Consider the following 16,882-nt stretch of genomic DNA (forward strand, 5'->3'; position numbering starts at 1 on the left):
CGGAATCCAGGGAGGCAAAAATGGGTGGAAGGCTGGCTGGCAAGGTCGCCATCGTTTCGGGCGGCGCGACGGGCATGGGCGGGGCGGCTTCGGAGCTGTTTGCCGCCGAAGGCGCCAAGGTGGCGATCATCGACCGCAACGGCGAGGCGGCCGGCAAGACCGCGGCGGCGATCCGGGCGCGGGGCCATGTGGCGGAGCATTTCCTGGCCGATGTTTCGGATGAGGCGCAGGTCGAGGCGGCGGTGAAGGCGGCGACGGATAAGCTCGGTCCGGTCACGGTGCTGTTCAACCATGCCGGCACGATCGTGATAAAGCCGTTCCTGGAGACGACGCTGCAGGAGTGGGACTGGCTGCATGCCGTCAATGTCCGCTCGATGTTCCTGATGACGCGCGCGGTGCTTCCCGGCATGATCGCCGCCGGCGGCGGTTCGATCGTCTGCACTTCCTCAATCTCGGCGGTGGCGGCGACGCCGAACGAAGTGCTCTACGACACCACGAAGGGCGCCTGCCACATGTTCGCGCGGGCCATCGCGGTCGAGTTCCGCGACCGCAACATCCGCTGCAACGCTGTCTGTCCCGGCTTCATTCGCACACCGCACGGCCTGCGCGAAGTGGCCGATCTCGGCAAGCTCGGCGTCGACGTCTCCGATGCCGCCATGGCCGCGCAGCAAGGCCGCATCGGCGAGCCGGAGGAAGTGGCGAAGGCCGCGCTGTTTTTGGCCAGCGATGAGTCCAGCTTCGTCAACGGCGCGCATTTGTTCGTCGACAACGCGTTCACGGCGATCTGAGGCTTTTCCTCGCCCCACGAAAGTGGGGAGAGGTGGCTCGGCGAAGCCGAGACGGAGAGGGGACGCCCTGCGTGAAGCCGAACCGGCTCAGAATTTGGCGCAAACGCGGCGCCGAAGGACCACCATTCGACCGTTGGCGCAGCCCCCTCTCCATCCGCTTCGCGGCCACCTCTCCCCCGCTTTGCGGGGCGAGGAAATCCGTACCTACCGCTCCTCCCTTCGAAACGGCTTCAGCAGCGCCGAGGGCGCGACCGCGTTGCGCGACATGAAGGCCATGGCGACGATGGTGAAGATGAAGGGCAGCATCAGGAAGGCTTCGTAGGGGATGTGGCCGAGGCCGCTGGCCTGCATCCTCAATTGCAGCGCGTCGACGAAGGCGAAGAGCAGCGCGGCACCGGCCGAGCGCCACGGGTCCCAGCGGCCGAACACGACCAGGGCGATCGCCACCCAGCCGCGCCCGGAGACGACGCCGAAGGTGAAGGCATTGAATTGCGCCATAGTGAGGAAGGCGCCGGCAAGGCCCATCAGCGCGCCGCCGAGGATCACGGCTTGGAAACGCGTGGCCATCACGCTGACGCCGGCCGAATCCGCCGCGCGCGGGTTCTCCCCGACCATGCGTACCGAGAGCCCCCAGGGCGTGCGGTAGAGCACGAAGGCGGCGAGCGGAACAGCGATGATCGCCAGGTAAACCAGCGTGAACTGGTTGAACACGGCCGGCCCCAGGATCGGGATGTCCGAGAGCAGCGGGATCGGCGCCGGCTTGAAGCCGTCGATGCTGGGCGGCACCGATTGCTGGCCGAAGATCAGCCGGTAGAGGAAATAGGCGAGACCGGATGAGAACAAGGTCACGCCGATGCCGCAGACATGCTGGCTCAGCCCCAGCGCCACGGTGAACAGCGCATGCAGGGCGCCCATCAGCGCGCCGACCAGCACGGCCACCAGCACGCCAAGCCACAGGCTGCCGCTCAAGCTGGCGGCGGTGAAGCCCGCCATGGCGCAGAGCAGCATGATGCCTTCGATGCCTAGATTGAGCACGCCGGCGCGTTCGGAAAACATTTCGCCAAGCGTTGCGAAAGCGAGCGGCGTGGCGATGCGGATGATGGCCGCGAGGAAGCCGACCTGAAAGATCTGCTCGAACACCGCGCTCATGTCTGCGCTCCCACGCGGCGGATGCGGTAGGCGGTGAAGAGCAGCGCCACCAGCATGGCAAGCAGCGCCGTGCCCTGGATGACGTCGCTGAGGAAGGCAGGCACGCCGGTCGCGCGCGACATCGCCTCGGCGCCGGTCATGACGGCGGCCAGGAAGACCGCCGCCGGCACCACGCCGAGCGGGTTGAGCCTGGCGAGCATGGCGACGACGATGCCGGAATAGCCATAGCCGGGCGAGATGTCGCTCATCACCTGGAAATGCACGCCGCCGACCTCACCGACACCGGCCAGGCCTGCCAGCGCGCCGGAGAGCAGCGCGGTGGAAAGCAGCACGCGCTGCACATTGATGCCGCCATAGCGGGCGGCTTCCGGATTCTCGCCGGTGACGCGGATCCTAAAGCCGAGCGTGGTGCGGGCGATCAGGAACCAGCAAAGCGGTGCTGCGATCAGCGCCACGATGACGCCGAGATGCAGCCGCGTGCCTTCGATCAGCACCGGGAAATTGGCGGAATCCTCGATCGGCGGCGAGATCGGATAGCCGGAGAAAGTGTCCTTCCACGGCCCTTCGATCAGCGCCATCAGCGCGTAATAGATGACCGAGTTGAGCAGCAGCGAGCTCACCACATCATCCACCTTGAATTTGACCCTCAGCGTCGCCGGCACCAGCGCCACGAGCGCGCCGGCGGCCGCGCCGACAATCGCCATCAACAGCATGGCGAGGATGCCCGGCATCGGGATCGCGCCGACGAAGCAGCTCGCCACCGCGCCGGCGAGCAGCTGGCCCTCGGCGCCGATGTTCCAGAATTTGGCGCGGAAGGCGATGGCCACCGCAAGGCCGGTGAAAATCATCGGCGCGGCGCGCACCAGCGTCTCGGTGATGGCATAGCTGTCGCCTAGCGAGGCGGAGAGCATGACACCATAGGCCTCGATCACGCCGGCGCCGGCGATGGCGATCAGGCCACTGCACAGGATGAGCGTCGCTGCGATGGCGATGAGCGGGAGCGCCAGATTGAACCAGGCGGGCGTCGAGGTGCGGGCTTCGAGGCGAAACATCAGGCCGCCTCCTCGGTGTGCCCGGCGCCGGTCATCATCAGGCCGAGCCTGGCGACGGTGGCGTCCGCGCTGCTAAGCGTGGCGGCGACACGGCCCTCATACATCACCGCGATGCGGTCCGAGAGCATCAGCAATTCCTCGAGATCCTCGCCGATGACGATGATGCCGCAGCCCCTGGCGCGCATGGCGAGGAATTTCTCGTGGATGAAGCGGGCGGCGCCGATGTCGAGGCCGCGCGTCGGCTGCGAGACGATCAGCACTTTCGGATCGAAGGCGAGCTCGCGTGCCAGCAGCGCCTTCTGCAGATTGCCGCCGGACAGCGCGCCGGCGCGCACCATCGGGCCGGGGCAGCGTATGTCGTAAGCCTTGATCTGCGCTTCAGCGAAGGCGCGGATCGCCGCCGGGTTGAGCAGCCCCTTGCGGCTGAAGGCCTCGGTGCCGATCCGCGGCAGAACCATGGAGTCGGCTAGAGGCAGGTTGGTGACCAGTCCGGTGGTCAAGCGGTCTTCCGGGATGCGGCCGAGGCCAAGCGCCTGCAGCTCGCGCGGCGAGAATTGCTTCACCGTTTTGCCGGCTATCGTCATGGTGCCGGCCCTGGGTGGCAGCATGCCGGAAATGACGTCGGCCAGCGCTCGCTGGCCGTTGCCGGAGACGCCGGCGATGCCGAGGATCTCGCCGGCGCGGACGAAAATCGAGACGTCGCGCAGCGGCGTGCCGGCATGGCCGGCGGTGGAGATGCCGTCTAGCGTCAGCACGGCGGCGCCGAGCGTCGAAGCCTCCTTGACCGGCGGCACGATCTCGTGGCCGCACATCAGCTTCGCCATTTCCGCCGAGGTGGTTTGTGCCGGATGGTCGACGCGGCCGGCGACCTTGCCGTGGCGCAGGACGACGCAGCGGTGGGTGAGGGCCCGGACCTCGTTGAGCTTATGCGAGATGAAGATGATGCCGAGCCCTCGCGCCGCCATCGAGCGCAAGGCGGCGAACAGGCCATCGACCTCCGAGGGCGCCAGCACTGCCGTCGGCTCGTCGAGGATCAAAAGCTTCGCGCCGCGAAACAGCGCCTTGATGATCTCCAGCCGCTGCTGCTCACCGACCGACAGCGCCGACACCGGCAGGTTCGGATCGAGGCTCAGCCCATAGTGCCGGCTGATTTCGGTGAGCCGGGCGAGCCCGCGCGCGCGGTCGATGCGGCCGGATTTGCCGGGAATGCCGATCAGCAGGTTTTCCAGCACCGTGAGGCGCGGCGCGAGGTGGAAATGCTGATGCACCATGCCGATGCCGGCGGCGAGCGCATCGGCCGAATTGTGGATGGCGACCGGCCGTCCTTCGACCAGGATCTCGCCGGCGTCCGGCGCATAGGCGCCGAACAGCACATTCATCAGCGTCGTCTTGCCGGCGCCGTTCTCGCCAAGCAGGCCGAGGATTTCTCCTGGCGCGACGCTGAGGTCGACGGCCTCGTTCGCCTTGACGGCGCCGAAGATCTTGGTGATGCCGCGCATCTCGATGAGTGGGGCGGACAAGGGTGCTCCCTGGATTTGCGATTCTGCTAAACCCCTAAAGCGCGTCGCGATCTTTCAGATTCGCTCCGTGCGCTTTAGGTTTTGATTTACGCATGTCTTTATCCCGAAACCGGTTCCCACTTTCGGGAGACATGCTTTAGGGCAGCGCGAGGCCCCCTCTCTGGCCTGCCGGCCACCTCCCTCAAGGGGGAGATCAGATGTCACGCCGGCTTTCGTCAACTTTCAACGTTGAAAAGATCGAGCGCCGTCAATGAAACTGCCAATCTCCCCCCTTGAGGGGAGATGTCCGGCAGGACAGAGAGGGGGGCCTCGCGCCACCCCTTAACAATGCGTCAATCCGAAACCGGCGTGTTCTCGTCAACGTCGACGCGGAAATTGCCTTCGAGGATCTCGGCCTTCTTCTTCTCGATCAGGTCTTTCACCTCGGCGGGCAGCGTCTTGTCGAACTTGTGGTAGGGCGCCAGATACGAACCGCCCTTGGCCATGCGCGAGAAGTCGCCATAGTCCTGCGCGGTGAAGACGCCGGCCTTGACCAGCTTGATCGCCTGCTCGACCGTCGGATACATGTCCCACACCGGTCCGGTGATGACCGTGTCGGGCCCGAGGCTCGACTGGTCGGACATGTTGGAGATGGCAAGAATCTTCTTCTCCACCGCCGCCTCGATGACGCCGAAGCGCTCGGCGTAGATGACGTCTACGCCGGCATCGATCTGCGCGACGGCCGCTTCCTTGGCCTTGGGCGGATCGAAGAACGAGCCGATGAAGGCGACCTTCTTTTTGACGTTCGGATTGACCTCCTTGGCGCCGGCGAAGAAGGCGTTGACCAGCCGGTTCACTTCCGGAATGCCCATCGCCGCGACAGCGCCGACCGTGCCCGACTTCGACATCTTGCCGGCGATCATGCCGGAGAGATAGGCGGGCTCGTGGATCCAGTTGTCGAAGACGCCGAAATTCGGCTCGGCCGGGCCGGCGCCGGAGCCGAACAGCCAGGCGGTCTTCGGGAATTGCTTTGCCGTCTTTCGCGATTCCCGCTCGGCGGCGAATGCGTCGCCCAGCACCAGCTGGTAACCGCCTTGAGCATATTCGCGCATGACGCGGCTGAAGTCGGCGGTCTGCACCTTTTCCGACCATTTGTATTCGATGCCCAGCTCCTTTTCGGCCTTTTGCAGGGCGACATGGATCTGGTTGTCCCACGGCTCCTCGATCGGCGTGGCGAAGATCGCCGCCACCTTCAGCTTCTTGTCCTTGGCGAAGGCCGCGCCGGGCAGCACGGTGGCCGCGAGGCCGAGCGCGCCAAGTTCCAGCAGGTTGCGCCGCGACAGGCCGGCGCGTTGTGTTTTGCTGCGGTCGTTTTCCATTGAAGTGCCCCTCTGTTCGACAGCCGTGTCGAGCCGGCCGTTCCAAAAATGTCAGACGCCCGGGACTATGGAACGGTGGGTGAGATTTGTCCACATGGTCAAATTTGGTTGCGCTTTCGCGTTCGTCATCCACGGGCGGATCAAGGAGCGAAGCGGCGCGCAGACCCGAGGATCCATGCCGTGACCTCGACGCTCCTCAACGGCGCAGAACCAGCAAACGGCTGCGCCAATGCCTGTTCTGCACCGTGGCATTCTTCGTTTAAAGTTCCGGCATGGATTCCAGGGTCTACGCTTCGCTTCGCCCTGGAATGACGAAGTTACGGGGCGCCGCCCGCGCCCTCCCACGAGCCCATCTCGGCAAACCTTTTCAACGCCGGCGCCGGCTCGAAAATCGCCCGTCCGGTCCGTTGATGCCAATACTCCAGCCGCTCGGCGATCCTGCCAGCCCCTTCGAGCCCGGCCCAGAACATCGGTCCGCCCTTGCCGATCGGGAAGCCGTAGCCGTTGACCCAGACGACATCGATGTCTGACGCGCGCGCGGCGATACCTTCTTCGAGGATCTTCGCGCCTTCGTTCACCAAGGGATGGAGCGTGCGCTCGATGATTTCCTCCGCGCCGATCTCACGCCGGGCAATTCCAAGCTCCGCCGCCTTGGCGCGGATCAGTGCCTCCACATCCGGATTCGCGACCGGCTCTCGCGCGCCGCTCTCATAGCGATACCACCCACGCCCGGTCTTCTGGCCGAAATGGCCTTGCTCGCACAGCGTATCGGCAATCACGGCCGTCTGGCCGCGCGCCTTGCGGTTGCGCCAGCCGATGTCGAGGCCGGCGAGATCGCCCATCTGGAACGGCCCCATCGGCCAGCCGAAATCGGTGAACGCCTTGTCGACCTGGGCAGGGGTGGCACCTTCCAGCAGCAGCGATTCGTTCTCGGCGCCGCGCGCGGACAGCATCCGGTTGCCCACAAAACCGTGGCAGACGCCGACGACGACAGCCACCTTCCCGATGCGCCGGGCGAGATCGGTGACCGTCGCCAGCACCTCGGGCGCGGTCTTTTCGGCGCGCACGATCTCCAGTAGCTTCATGACGTTAGCCGGCGAAAAGAAATGCATGTCGAGCACGTCTTGTGGCCGCGAGACCGAGGCGGCGATTTCGTTCACGTCGAGATAGGAGGTGTTGGTGGCGAGGATGGCGCCGGGTTTGGCGATCGCGTCAAGCTTGCCGAACACTTCCTTCTTGACCGCCATGTCCTCGAACACGGCCTCGATGATCAGGTCGCAATCGGCAAGGTCGGCGTAGTCGGTGCTGCCCTTGAACAGCGTGAGCCGCGTCTGCTTGGCCTCTTCCGTCAACGAGCCGCGACTGACGGAGACAGCATAGTTCTTCTCGATCGTCGCCAGCCCGCGCCGCAGCGCTTCCTCGCTGGTCTCGAGCAAGGTCACCGGCAGGCCGCCATTGGCGAAGGCCATGGCGATGCCGCCGCCCATCGTGCCGGCGCCGATGATGCCGACGCGTTCGAGCCGACGCTTCTGCAGGTCCTTGCCGGGGATCTTCGCCGCCTCGCGCTCGGCGAAGAACAGATGCCGCTGCGCACGCGACTGGTCGCCGGAAACGAGTTTGAGGAAAAACTGCCGTTCGGCGGCAAGCGCCTCGTCGAACGGCAAGGTGACGGCGTTGCGCACGGCTTTGGCACAGGCAAGCGGCGCTTCGAGGCCCCGGGCTTTTTTGGCCAGCTCAGCGGCTTGGGTGTCGAAGGCCGCGAGATCGGTCTCGGCAAGGCGGTCATTGCGCTCACGCACCGGCATGAACGGGCCGCCTCGATCAGCCATTTCACGAGCGAAACGAACCGCCTCCGCCAAGAGATCACTGTCGACAACAGCGTCGACGAGACCGGCCGCCTTCGCGTCGCCGGCCGGAATCGGCGTTCCTGACACGATCATGGCGAGCGCCTTCGCGGCGCCGATCAAGCGTGGCAAGCGCACTGTGCCGCCGCCGCCCGGCAAAAGGCCGAGCTTCACTTCCGGCAGGCCGAGTTTCGCACCGGCATCCGCTACGCGGAAATGGCAGCCCAATGCCAGTTCCAGCCCGCCGCCGAGCGCCGTGCCGTGGATGGCGGCAACTGTCGGCTTGGGAATCGTTTCAAGCAAGGCGATGATGGCGCGCAGTTCCGGCTGCTGGACCGGCTTGCCGAATTCGGTGATGTCTGCGCCGGCGACGAAAGTGCGCCCGGCGCAGGCGATCACGATCGCCTTGGCAGCAGGATCGTCGCGCAAAGCGGCGAGCGCCTCATAAAGCGGCTTGCGGACATGAAAACTCAGCGCATTGACCGGCGGGTTGTCGATGGTGACCACCGCCACGCCGTTGTCGTTCGTGACGCTGACAGAACTGGACAAGCGGAACCTCCCGAGACCGGCTGCAATCGGAACACGGGTTTACTAGGCCGGCCCGTGAATGGAAACCCGAACCAGACTTGGCGCAATGGTTAGTTGAGAGCGGTTCGTTTCGCGACGGAGAGGTTTTGAAAGGTTGGCTGCGTTTTGCGTTGGCAGGCGGTATGCGTTGGAGATTGGCAGAAACGTCCATCGCGATCGTCATTCCAGGGCGGAGCAGGAGCGAAGCTCCGTCGCGAAGACCCTGGAATCCATGCCGTTACTTTCGCCAAGGCGTGCAACGGAGCAGAATTCTGCACCGTGGCGGCGCTGTCATGTCACGGAATGGCAACTGTGTTCATGCGAAGGCGATTTTGTCGCGCATGATGGCGTTGAGGACGACCAAGAGCTTCCTTGCGACGGCGATGATAGCCAGTTTCTTGGAGCCTGAGCGGGCGGCAAGTGCGGTGTAGAAGGTCTTGAAGCGCTCACAGATTCTGATGGCCGTGAGGGCTGCCATGTAGAGGGCGCGGCGCACGCGTGATCGCCCGCCCTGGATATGGCTCCTGCGGTTGAGCTTGCCGCTCTTGTTGTCGAACGGGGCAAGGCCGGCGAGCGCGGCGATCGCCTTGGGTGAGCGCTGGCCGAGCTCGGGCAGGAGCGCCAGCAGCGAGAGCGCGCCGACCTTGGAGACACCGGGCACGGAGACCATCAGCGTATGGTCGCGAGCGGTGTCCTGGTTTTGACGAATGACCTCGGCAATCCGGCTCTCGAGCGCTTTGATGCGCGTGTCGAAGTGGGCGATCGTTTCTTCCAGGTCGGCAATGACGGCCTCATCGAAAGCCTCGGCGAGGTGCTTCTTCAGCGCTGCCCGCATCTCGACCAGATGGTCGCGGTGGCCGGCAAGCGATTGAAGCCGCTCGACTTCTTCGCTCGGGGCCGGCTCGGCCTCAGGGTTATAGCGACGGCCATAGTCGCTCAGCATCCTGGCATCGAGAGGATCGGTCTTGGCGCGCCGGCGCGTCGACTTCGAATAGTGGTGGGTGTGTGCCGGGTTGTGCCGCGAGAACGGCACGCCGGCCTTGGCCAGCGCATGACGCAGCAGCCGGTCATGCACGCCTGTCGCCTCCATGACGACGAAGTCCCGACTGGGATCAAGACCCGCCACATAAGCCGCTATCGCATCGGCCTGGTTGTCGATGCGCCGAAGACGGCCGCTTGTCTCATCAAAAAAGTCGAGCCACTGCTTGGAGATGTCGCAGCCGACATAGTTCTGGGCTATCATGTCCACGCCTCTTCCTGTGGTGCGGGGTCTGCTTCGAACAGCCCCGTGCAACTGTTCAGGTTGGTGGTTCACCGGTGGGAAGGGACCGGGCCATGCCACGGCCTGTCCGAAAGGACGACCAGGATCCACTCGGTCTCCTTCCCACTTCAACCATACACCAGAACCAACACACAGGATTCTATGGTCTGCGCCGCGTCACTTCGCTCCTTGCTCCGCCATAGAATGACGAAGTTGGGACGGCTCCAGCCAATCCCCGGCGTTTGCGCTGATTTTCACGGGCGGAAAATCTATACCAAGATAAACGGCAACTTTCAAAAGCCCTGTGCAGCGCCACTAGTTATCCACCCGGCCGAAGGGCGGCACATCGCCGATCACTTCGCGCTTGTCCTTGCCGCAGACGAAGGTCTTGGCTTTCTCATCCGCCAGCTTGCGCGCCTGATCGTTGGCCTGTGGGTTGCCGGTGGCCAAAACCAGGCCGACGGTGCAGCCCTGATGCTCTTCCGGTTGCGCGACCTTGGCGACGACCAGCACGTCGGTCGATTTCTTCTCGTCCTCGGGGTCGCTGACCGAGCGGCGATGGATGGCGGCGAAGGGGATGGCGATGTCGCCATTGGTCTCGATGCGCCATTCCACTTTCGGGCCGGAGCCGTTGAAGGCAGTGAAGCTCTCCCAGACCGCGGTCATGTCGTCCGACGGAAAGCCGTAATAGACGGATTCGCGCGCGTCGTCGTAGCCAATCAGCACCGGGTAGCCGCGATAGCCCGAGCAGACGAGGCTCGCCCAGTCGCCGTCGCCTTCCGCGGCCTGGGCATAGGTCACGTAGTCCTTCTTGGAGTCGAGGTCGGTGTAGGCGCTGGAGATTTCGCCGGCCTGGGCCGCCTGGCAGAAACCGGCAAGGGCAAGCGGAATCAAAGGGGCACGCATCGATGGCAACTCCGTTTCGAGTTGCCGGAAGCGTAACGCCGTCCGCTATTTCTTCAAGCTGGCTTCGATCAAGAGGTCGGCGTTGCGGGCAACCGCCGCCGCCGGTCCGCCATGGCCGAAAAGCTGGCCGCTGATATAGGCGCCTTCGATGAGGAGCAGCAGCCCGTCGCCCAGCGTATCGGAATCCGCCGCACCCATCGCGGCGGCCATGGCGCGCAGGCGCCGGCGTAACTCCTGCTTGTTGTTTTCGCTGACGATGCGGGCCGGGTGACCACGCTCAGGATATTCCACCGCCGCGTTGGTCATGCCGCAGCCGCGATAGTCCGGCTTTTGCGTGCGTTTGCCGACGCGGGTCAGGAAGGCGATGATCTGGGCGCGCGGATTGCCGGGATGTGCGTCGACCGCCTCGTCGAAGCGTTCCCAGAATTCGAGGTCGTATTTGCGCAGATAGGAGGCGGCGAGCTCGTCCTTGGACGGGAAGCTGCGATAGAGGCTGGGCTTTGTGACGCCGGCGCGCCTGACGATCTCGTCGACGCCGACCGCCCTGATGCCCTCGCGATAAAAAAGGTCGAACGCCACGTCGAGGATCTTGTCGGCCGCCTTCGGGGCGGGGGCCGTGTTCAACGGCGCTTCAATTTTATTGTCCGATGGCATTCCAACAACTCGCTTGACAATGTTACTGACCGGTACGTATGTATGGTGCCATCCCATTGCAACGTACCGGTCAGTAACATGATAGCCCAATCCCGTCCGTTTGGCCAGCGCTACGCATTTGTCGTCGTCGCCGTCATCTTCTTCTGCCTGCTGATTGCCGCCGGGCTTCGCTCGGCGCCCTCGGTGATGATGGTGCCGCTGGAAGAAAGTTTTGGCTGGCGCCGCGACGTGACCTCCTGGGCGGCCAGCATCGGCATCCTGCTCTACGGTTTGACCGGTCCGTTCGCCGCTGCGCTGATGGAGCGCATCGGGCTGCGCCGCACGCTGCTCGGATCGCTGGCGGTGATGTCGGGATCGACGGCGCTCAGCCTGTTGATGACCGAGCCCTGGCATCTCTTCATCACCTGGGGTGTGCTTTCCGGCATCGGCTCCGGCGCGGTGGCGAGCGTGCTCGGCGCCACCATCGTCAACCGCTGGTTCAAGACCAATCGCGGTCTGATGATGGGCCTGATGGCGGCCTCCAGCGCCACCGGCATGCTGGTGTTCCTGCCGGTGATCGCCTCGCTGGCGCAGAGCGGCGGCTGGAAGCCGGTGGCGATTGCGGTGGCGCTTGCCACAGCCGCGCTGATCCCGTTCGTCTTCCTGCTGGTGCCGGAGCGTCCCGCTTCGATCGGCCAAGTTCGCTACGGCGCCGATACCGATGACGTGCCGCCGGTGTCGCCCGCATCGCAGGGCAATTTCCTGGCGCATACGCTGAACACGCTGCGCCGCGCGGCGGGCACACGGGTGTTCTGGTATCTGTTCGCCACCTTCTTCGTCTGCGGCTTCACCACCAACGGCCTCGTCGGCACACATCTCATCGCGTTTTGCGGTGACATGGGCATCGGCGAGGTGCAGGCGGCCGGGCTCTTGTCGATGATGGGCATTTTCGACCTAATCGGCACGACGCTGTCCGGATGGCTCACCGACCGTTTCGATCCGCGCAAGCTGCTCGGCGTCTATTACGCGGTGCGCGGCCTGTCGCTGATCTACCTGCCTTATTCCGGCTTCTCGGCGACCAGCCTGATCATCTTCGCCGTGCTCTACGGGCTCGACTGGATCGCCACCGTGCCGCCGACGCTCAGGCTCGCCAACGAGGCCTTCGGCGACCGCAGCGGCCCGATCGTCTTCGGCTGGATCGTCGCCGGCCACCAGATCGGCGCCGCGGCGGCTGCCGCTTTCGGCGGCACCATGCGCGAGCTGCAGGGCAATTACGAGCTGGCCTTCCTGATCGCCGGCATGACGGGCATCGCGGCGGCCTGTATCTCGCTGCTGATCAATACGACCAAGCCGGCTTTCGAGCCGGAGCCGCAGGCGGCTTGAGGCGCCGTTTCCCCTTCTCCCCTTGTGGGAGAAGGTGGATCGGCGCTTTAGCGCCGAGACGGATGAAGGGTATTCCAGCGGAGTGAGACGTCTGCTTTCCCTGGAACACCCCTCATCCGTCGCCTTCGGCGACACCTTCTCCCACAAGGGGAGAAGGGGAAGATCGCCCTGTGCACTGTTATCAAAACTTCATGGTTCCGAGACACGCCTGAAACATTGAGGCGAGAGCTTGGCGGTCCCGTTCAAAGCCATCCGGAGACAGCCATGGACAAGCTTCCCCTTACCCGCCGCACTTTCGTCACCTCGGCCAGCGCCTTCGGCCTTGTCGGCGCCTCCGGTCTGGCGCTGCCCTATTATTCCCGCGCCAACCAGCGGCCGGCCTTTACCCATGGCGTCCAGTCCGGCGATGTCGATGCGACCTCCGGTATGGTGTGGACCCGCACCGACCGTCCCGCGCGCGTGATGTATGAAGTGTCGACGACAGAGAGTTTTGCCAACGCCATAAGGCTCGCGCCGCTCGATACGTCGCCGGCCAGCGACTACACGGTGAAGCGGCTGCTCACCGATCTCGCCTCCGACCAGGACATCTTCTACCGCATGACTGCTGCCGACCTGTCCGACATCAATGCCGTCTCAGAGCCGATCGTCGGCCGTTTCCGCACCGCGCCGTCGTCGAAGCGCGATGTGCGCTTCGCCTGGTCGGGTGACACCGCCGGCCAGGGCTGGGGCATCGACGAGACCGGCATGAAGACCTATTCGACCATCGCCAAGCACACGCCGGACTTCTTCCTGCATTCCGGCGACACGATCTATGCCGACGGCGCGCTGAAGGACGAGGTCGACCTGCCCGGCGGCGGCAAGTGGAAGAACGTCGTCATGCTCGACGGCAAGCGCAAGGTCGCCGAGACGCTGGACGAATATCGCGACCAGTGGAAGTACAACATGATGGACAAGCATGTGCTTGCCCTCTCCGCCATCTGCCCGACCTTCTACCAGTGGGACGACCACGAGGTGCTCAACAACTGGTCCGACTCGAAGGACCTCAGCAAGGACGACCGCTACAAGGAAAAGTCGATCCATGTGCTGGCGGCCAGGGCGGCGCGCGCCTTCCACGAGATGACCACCATCCGCTACGAGCCGTCGGAGCCGGGCCGCGTCTACCGCAAGATCTCGCATGGGCCGCTGCTCGACCTGTTCTTCCTCGACATGCGCTCCTACCGCGGCCCCAATGGTCCCAACCTGGACGAGACGCTGACGCCGAAGTCGCGCATGATCGGCGAAGAGCAGTCCAAGTGGCTTAAGCGCGAGCTGGCGAACTCGAAGGCGACCTGGAAGGTCATCGCCGCCGACATGCCGCTCAGCCTCGTCGTCTGGGACGACGCGGCGAAGAAGGCCGGCTTCGAGGCCGTCAGCAACAACGACAACGGCAAGCCGAAGGGGCGCGAGCTCGAATTCGCCGATGTGCTGCGCTTCATCAAGACTGCCGGCATCACCAACACCGTCTGGCTCACCGCCGACGTGCACTACACGGCGGCGCATTACTACAACCCCGACAAGGCGCAGTTCCAGGATTTCAATCCGTTCTGGGAATTCGTGTCCGGCCCGATCCATGCCGGCACGTTCGGCCCCAACGACCTCGATATGACCTTCGGGCCGGAGCTGAAGTTCATCAAAGCGCCGACCGCCGAGCAGGGCCAGAACCTACCGCCGTCGGCAGGCCTGCAGTTCTTCGGGCTGGTCGATATTTCAGGTGCGACGGAGCAGCTCACGGTGCGGCTGATGGATCGCGACGACAACGAGCTCTACAAGGTGACGCTGGACCCGGTGCGGTCGGCTTAGGATTTGTAGAATCGGAGGCGCCGGCGCGAGGCCCCCCTCTCTGTCCTGCCGGCCATCTCCCCCTCAAGGGGGGAGATCAACAGCTTCGGCGCCTCGCTCCTTCTGCAACGCCGGCAATTGGCGAAAGCAAACGCGACAGCCATCTCCCCCCAAGTGGGGGAGATGTCCGGTAGGACAGAGGGGGGCGCGAAGGATCGCTAAGTTTGCGGTATTGAGAGCGTCAATCCGGATAACAGGCGCGCGGAATGTTCGGCCAGACCGCGGTTTCGCAATTGGCATCCTTCTGGCGCTGCTTGAAGGCGGCGCTGACCGGGCCGGTGACGATCGGGTCGACGCCGTCGGGGGCATCGGCGAACATCTGCTGCGCCGTTTGGGCATCGGGCGGCGAGATCGGATCGACTTGCCTGAGCGCAGCCGCCGACTGCGCTGCGCCCGCCGCGACGAGCAGGCTAAGCGCCGCCCACGCGAAAACCGGACGCAACCTGGACATCTGATCGGTCATGAACATGAAATCGCCCGGCCCCTCAAAGGTTCCGCCTTGGTTAACAGAATCATTTCACACCAAGACGTTTAAGAATCAGTGACCATTATTTGGGGTCGGGCCTCCCCTTTCGCAATTGCGAAAAACCTTGTATGAGCCGCGCAACCGAAAAAGGCGGCGCTTGTTAAGCCTGCCGCCTGCAACGTTCCCGAGACCAGAAAAATGAACCTCCGAAATATCGCGATCATCGCGCACGTCGACCATGGCAAAACCACGCTTGTCGACCAGCTTCTGAAACAGTCCGGCGCCTTCCGCGACAACCAGCGCGTCGCCGAGCGCGCGATGGATTCCAACGACCTCGAAAAAGAGCGCGGCATCACCATCCTGGCCAAGGCGACCTCGGTCGACTGGCACGGCACCCGCATCAACATCGTCGACACGCCCGGACACGCCGATTTCGGCGGCGAGGTGGAGCGCATCCTGTCGATGGTGGATTCGGCGATCGTGCTTGTCGACGCCGCCGAAGGGCCGATGCCCCAGACCAAGTTCGTTGTCGGCAAGGCGCTCAAGGTCGGCTTGCGGCCCATCGTCGTCATCAACAAGATCGACCGTCCGGACGCCCGCCATGTCGAGGTTGTCAACGAGGTGTTCGACCTTTTCGCTGCGCTCGACGCCACCGACGAGCAGCTCGATTTCCCGATCCTCTACGGCTCGGGCCGCGACGGCTGGGTGTCGGAAAACCCCGAAGGTCCGAAGGACCAGGGCCTGGCCCCGCTGTTCGACCTCGTCGTCAAGCATGTGCCGGCGCCGACCGTCCATCCGGGTCCCTTCCGCATGATCGGCACCATCCTGGAAGCCAATCCGTTCCTTGGCCGCATCATCACCGGCCGCATCGAGTCCGGCACGCTGAAGCCCAACCAGGCGGTCAAGGTGCTGCATCACGACGGCACGCAGATCGAGGCCGGACGTATCTCGAAAATCCTCGCCTTCCGCGGCCTCGAGCGCCAGCCGATCGAGGAAGCGCAGGCGGGCGACATCGTCGCCATCGCCGGCCTGTCGAAAGGCACCGTCGCCGACACCTTCTGCGACCCGCAGGTGAGCGAGCCGCTGCATGCGCAGCCGATCGACCCGCCGACCGTCACCATGTCCTTCCTCGTCAACGACAGCCCGCTTGCCGGCACCGAGGGCGACAAGGTGACGAGCCGCGTCATCCGTGACCGCCTGCTGCGCGAGGCCGAAGGCAATGTCGCGCTGAAGATCGAGGAATCGGCCGAAAAGGACTCGTTCTTCGTGTCCGGCCGCGGCGAATTGCAGCTTGCGGTGCTGATCGAGACGATGCGCCGCGAAGGCTTCGAGCTCGCCGTGTCGCGTCCGCGCGTCGTCATGCAGAAGGGCGAGAACGGCGAATTGCTGGAACCGGTCGAGGAAGTCGTCATCGACGTCGACGAGGAGCATGCCGGCGTCGTCGTGCAGAAGATGTCGGAGCGCAAGGCCGAGATGGTCGAGCTGCGCCCGTCCGGCGGCAACCGCCAGCGCCTCGTCTTCCATGCGCCGACGCGCGGCCTGATCGGCTACCAGTCGGAGCTTTTGACCGACACGCGCGGCACCGCGGTGATGAACCGGCTGTTCTTCGCTTATGAGCCTTACAAGGGCGAGCTGCCCGGCCGCACCAATGGCGTCCTGATCTCCAACGAGCAGGGCGAGTCGGTCGCCTACGCCATGTGGAACCTGGAAGACCGCGGCCCGATGATCATCGATCCGGGCGTCAAGGTCTATCAGGGCATGATCATCGGCATCCATTCGCGCGACAACGACCTCGAAGTGAACGTGCTCAAGGGCAAGAAGCTCACCAACATCCGCGCCGCCGGCAAGGACGAGGCGGTGAAGCTGACGCCGCCGATCCGCATGACGCTGGAGCGGGCGCTGGCCTGGATCCAGGACGACGAGCTGGTCGAAGTGACGCCGAAGACCATCCGGCTGCGCAAGCTCTATCTCGACCCGAACGAGCGCAAGCGTTTCGAAAAGGCCGCCAAGGTGATGGGCGCGGCGTAAGCTTTCCAGCCAAGGGTTCAAAAGAGGGAGCGCGTGCTCCCTCTTTTCG

General features: G+C 64.5%; 13 protein-coding genes. 4 read left to right on the forward strand and 9 right to left on the reverse strand.

The genetic code is table 11. The features are described from left to right. Positions 1 to 20 precede the first annotated feature (20 nt). A complete protein-coding gene (locus EJ069_RS26075) occupies positions 21 to 788 on the forward strand; it encodes an SDR family oxidoreductase (RefSeq protein WP_126063747.1) in 768 nt (255 codons plus the stop codon). Between the two features lie 204 nt (positions 789 to 992). Here EJ069_RS26075 and EJ069_RS26080 read toward each other — a convergent pair whose 3' ends face one another. The 8 genes from EJ069_RS26080 to EJ069_RS26115 form a co-directional block, all read right to left on the reverse strand. Then, entirely contained in the window at positions 993 to 1,937 is a 945-nt protein-coding gene (locus tag EJ069_RS26080; RefSeq protein WP_126063748.1) for an ABC transporter permease, read from the reverse strand. Then, a complete protein-coding gene (locus EJ069_RS26085) occupies positions 1,934 to 2,989 on the reverse strand; it encodes an ABC transporter permease (protein ID WP_126063749.1) in 1,056 nt (351 codons plus the stop codon). The genes EJ069_RS26080 and EJ069_RS26085 overlap by 4 nt, the downstream gene beginning before the upstream one ends. Next, positions 2,989 to 4,509, reverse strand: coding sequence for an ABC transporter ATP-binding protein (locus EJ069_RS26090; RefSeq protein WP_126063750.1), 1,521 nt, complete (start codon positions 4,507 to 4,509; stop codon positions 2,989 to 2,991). Before EJ069_RS26090 ends, EJ069_RS26085 begins: the two co-directional genes overlap by 1 nt. Before the next feature lie 332 nt (positions 4,510 to 4,841). After that, positions 4,842 to 5,867, reverse strand: a complete 1,026-nt coding sequence (locus tag EJ069_RS26095) for a BMP family protein (RefSeq protein WP_126063751.1) — start codon at positions 5,865 to 5,867, stop codon at positions 4,842 to 4,844. A gap of 317 nt (positions 5,868 to 6,184) precedes the next feature. Further along, positions 6,185 to 8,260 (reverse strand): 3-hydroxyacyl-CoA dehydrogenase NAD-binding domain-containing protein, encoded by a 2,076-nt coding sequence (locus EJ069_RS26100; RefSeq protein WP_126063752.1) that lies wholly within the window; start codon positions 8,258 to 8,260, stop codon positions 6,185 to 6,187. Between the two features lie 334 nt (positions 8,261 to 8,594). Beyond that, the gene (locus EJ069_RS26105; RefSeq protein ID WP_126063753.1) at positions 8,595 to 9,521 is read right to left on the reverse strand and encodes an IS110 family transposase; all 927 of its coding nucleotides are present in this window, start codon (positions 9,519 to 9,521) and stop codon (positions 8,595 to 8,597) included. 333 nt (positions 9,522 to 9,854) lie between these two features. Next, positions 9,855 to 10,445, reverse strand: coding sequence for a hypothetical protein (locus tag EJ069_RS26110; RefSeq protein WP_126063754.1), 591 nt, complete (start codon positions 10,443 to 10,445; stop codon positions 9,855 to 9,857). 45 nt (positions 10,446 to 10,490) lie between these two features. Beyond that, positions 10,491 to 11,099: a TetR/AcrR family transcriptional regulator gene (locus EJ069_RS26115; protein ID WP_126063755.1), complete on the reverse strand. Its 609-nt coding sequence runs from the start codon at positions 11,097 to 11,099 to the stop codon at positions 10,491 to 10,493. Between the two features lie 78 nt (positions 11,100 to 11,177). Here EJ069_RS26115 and EJ069_RS26120 point away from each other — a divergent pair, with 78 nt between their 5' ends. Then, entirely contained in the window at positions 11,178 to 12,461 is a 1,284-nt protein-coding gene (locus EJ069_RS26120; RefSeq protein WP_126063756.1) for an MFS transporter, read from the forward strand. A gap of 264 nt (positions 12,462 to 12,725) precedes the next feature. Then, positions 12,726 to 14,300: an alkaline phosphatase gene (locus EJ069_RS26125; protein ID WP_126063757.1), complete on the forward strand. Its 1,575-nt coding sequence runs from the start codon at positions 12,726 to 12,728 to the stop codon at positions 14,298 to 14,300. Between the two features lie 220 nt (positions 14,301 to 14,520). On the opposite strand, the gene EJ069_RS26130 is transcribed toward EJ069_RS26125, so the two are convergent. Then, positions 14,521 to 14,802, reverse strand: a complete 282-nt coding sequence (locus EJ069_RS26130) for a hypothetical protein (protein ID WP_126063758.1) — start codon at positions 14,800 to 14,802, stop codon at positions 14,521 to 14,523. A gap of 201 nt (positions 14,803 to 15,003) precedes the next feature. Here EJ069_RS26130 and typA point away from each other — a divergent pair, with 201 nt between their 5' ends. Beyond that, on the forward strand, positions 15,004 to 16,833 hold the full coding sequence (typA, locus tag EJ069_RS26135; protein ID WP_126063759.1) for a translational GTPase TypA: 1,830 nt from the start codon (positions 15,004 to 15,006) through the stop codon (positions 16,831 to 16,833). Positions 16,834 to 16,882 lie beyond the last annotated feature (49 nt).

This window comes from Mesorhizobium sp. M2A.F.Ca.ET.043.05.1.1 (assembly GCF_003952445.1).
Lineage (GTDB): Bacteria > Pseudomonadota > Alphaproteobacteria > Rhizobiales > Rhizobiaceae > Mesorhizobium.

What these genes read in the sequence shown, in the direction of transcription:
- EJ069_RS26110 (WP_126063754.1), bottom strand. Translation starts at nt 10,445, where the DNA reads ATGCGTGCCCCTTTGATTCCGCTTGCCCTTGCCGGTTTCTGCCAGGCG.
- EJ069_RS26115 (WP_126063755.1), bottom strand. Translation starts at nt 11,099, where the DNA reads ATGCCATCGGACAATAAAATTGAAGCGCCGTTGAACACGGCCCCCGCC.
- EJ069_RS26130 (WP_126063758.1), bottom strand. Translation starts at nt 14,802, where the DNA reads ATGACCGATCAGATGTCCAGGTTGCGTCCGGTTTTCGCGTGGGCGGCG.
- EJ069_RS26125 (WP_126063757.1), top strand. Translation starts at nt 12,726, where the DNA reads ATGGACAAGCTTCCCCTTACCCGCCGCACTTTCGTCACCTCGGCCAGC.
- EJ069_RS26095 (WP_126063751.1), bottom strand. Translation starts at nt 5,867, where the DNA reads ATGGAAAACGACCGCAGCAAAACACAACGCGCCGGCCTGTCGCGGCGC.
- EJ069_RS26120 (WP_126063756.1), top strand. Translation starts at nt 11,178, where the DNA reads ATGATAGCCCAATCCCGTCCGTTTGGCCAGCGCTACGCATTTGTCGTC.
- EJ069_RS26080 (WP_126063748.1), bottom strand. Translation starts at nt 1,937, where the DNA reads ATGAGCGCGGTGTTCGAGCAGATCTTTCAGGTCGGCTTCCTCGCGGCC.
- typA (WP_126063759.1), top strand. Translation starts at nt 15,004, where the DNA reads ATGAACCTCCGAAATATCGCGATCATCGCGCACGTCGACCATGGCAAA.
- EJ069_RS26085 (WP_126063749.1), bottom strand. Translation starts at nt 2,989, where the DNA reads ATGTTTCGCCTCGAAGCCCGCACCTCGACGCCCGCCTGGTTCAATCTG.
- EJ069_RS26075 (WP_126063747.1), top strand. Translation starts at nt 21, where the DNA reads ATGGGTGGAAGGCTGGCTGGCAAGGTCGCCATCGTTTCGGGCGGCGCG.
- EJ069_RS26105 (WP_126063753.1), bottom strand. Translation starts at nt 9,521, where the DNA reads ATGATAGCCCAGAACTATGTCGGCTGCGACATCTCCAAGCAGTGGCTC.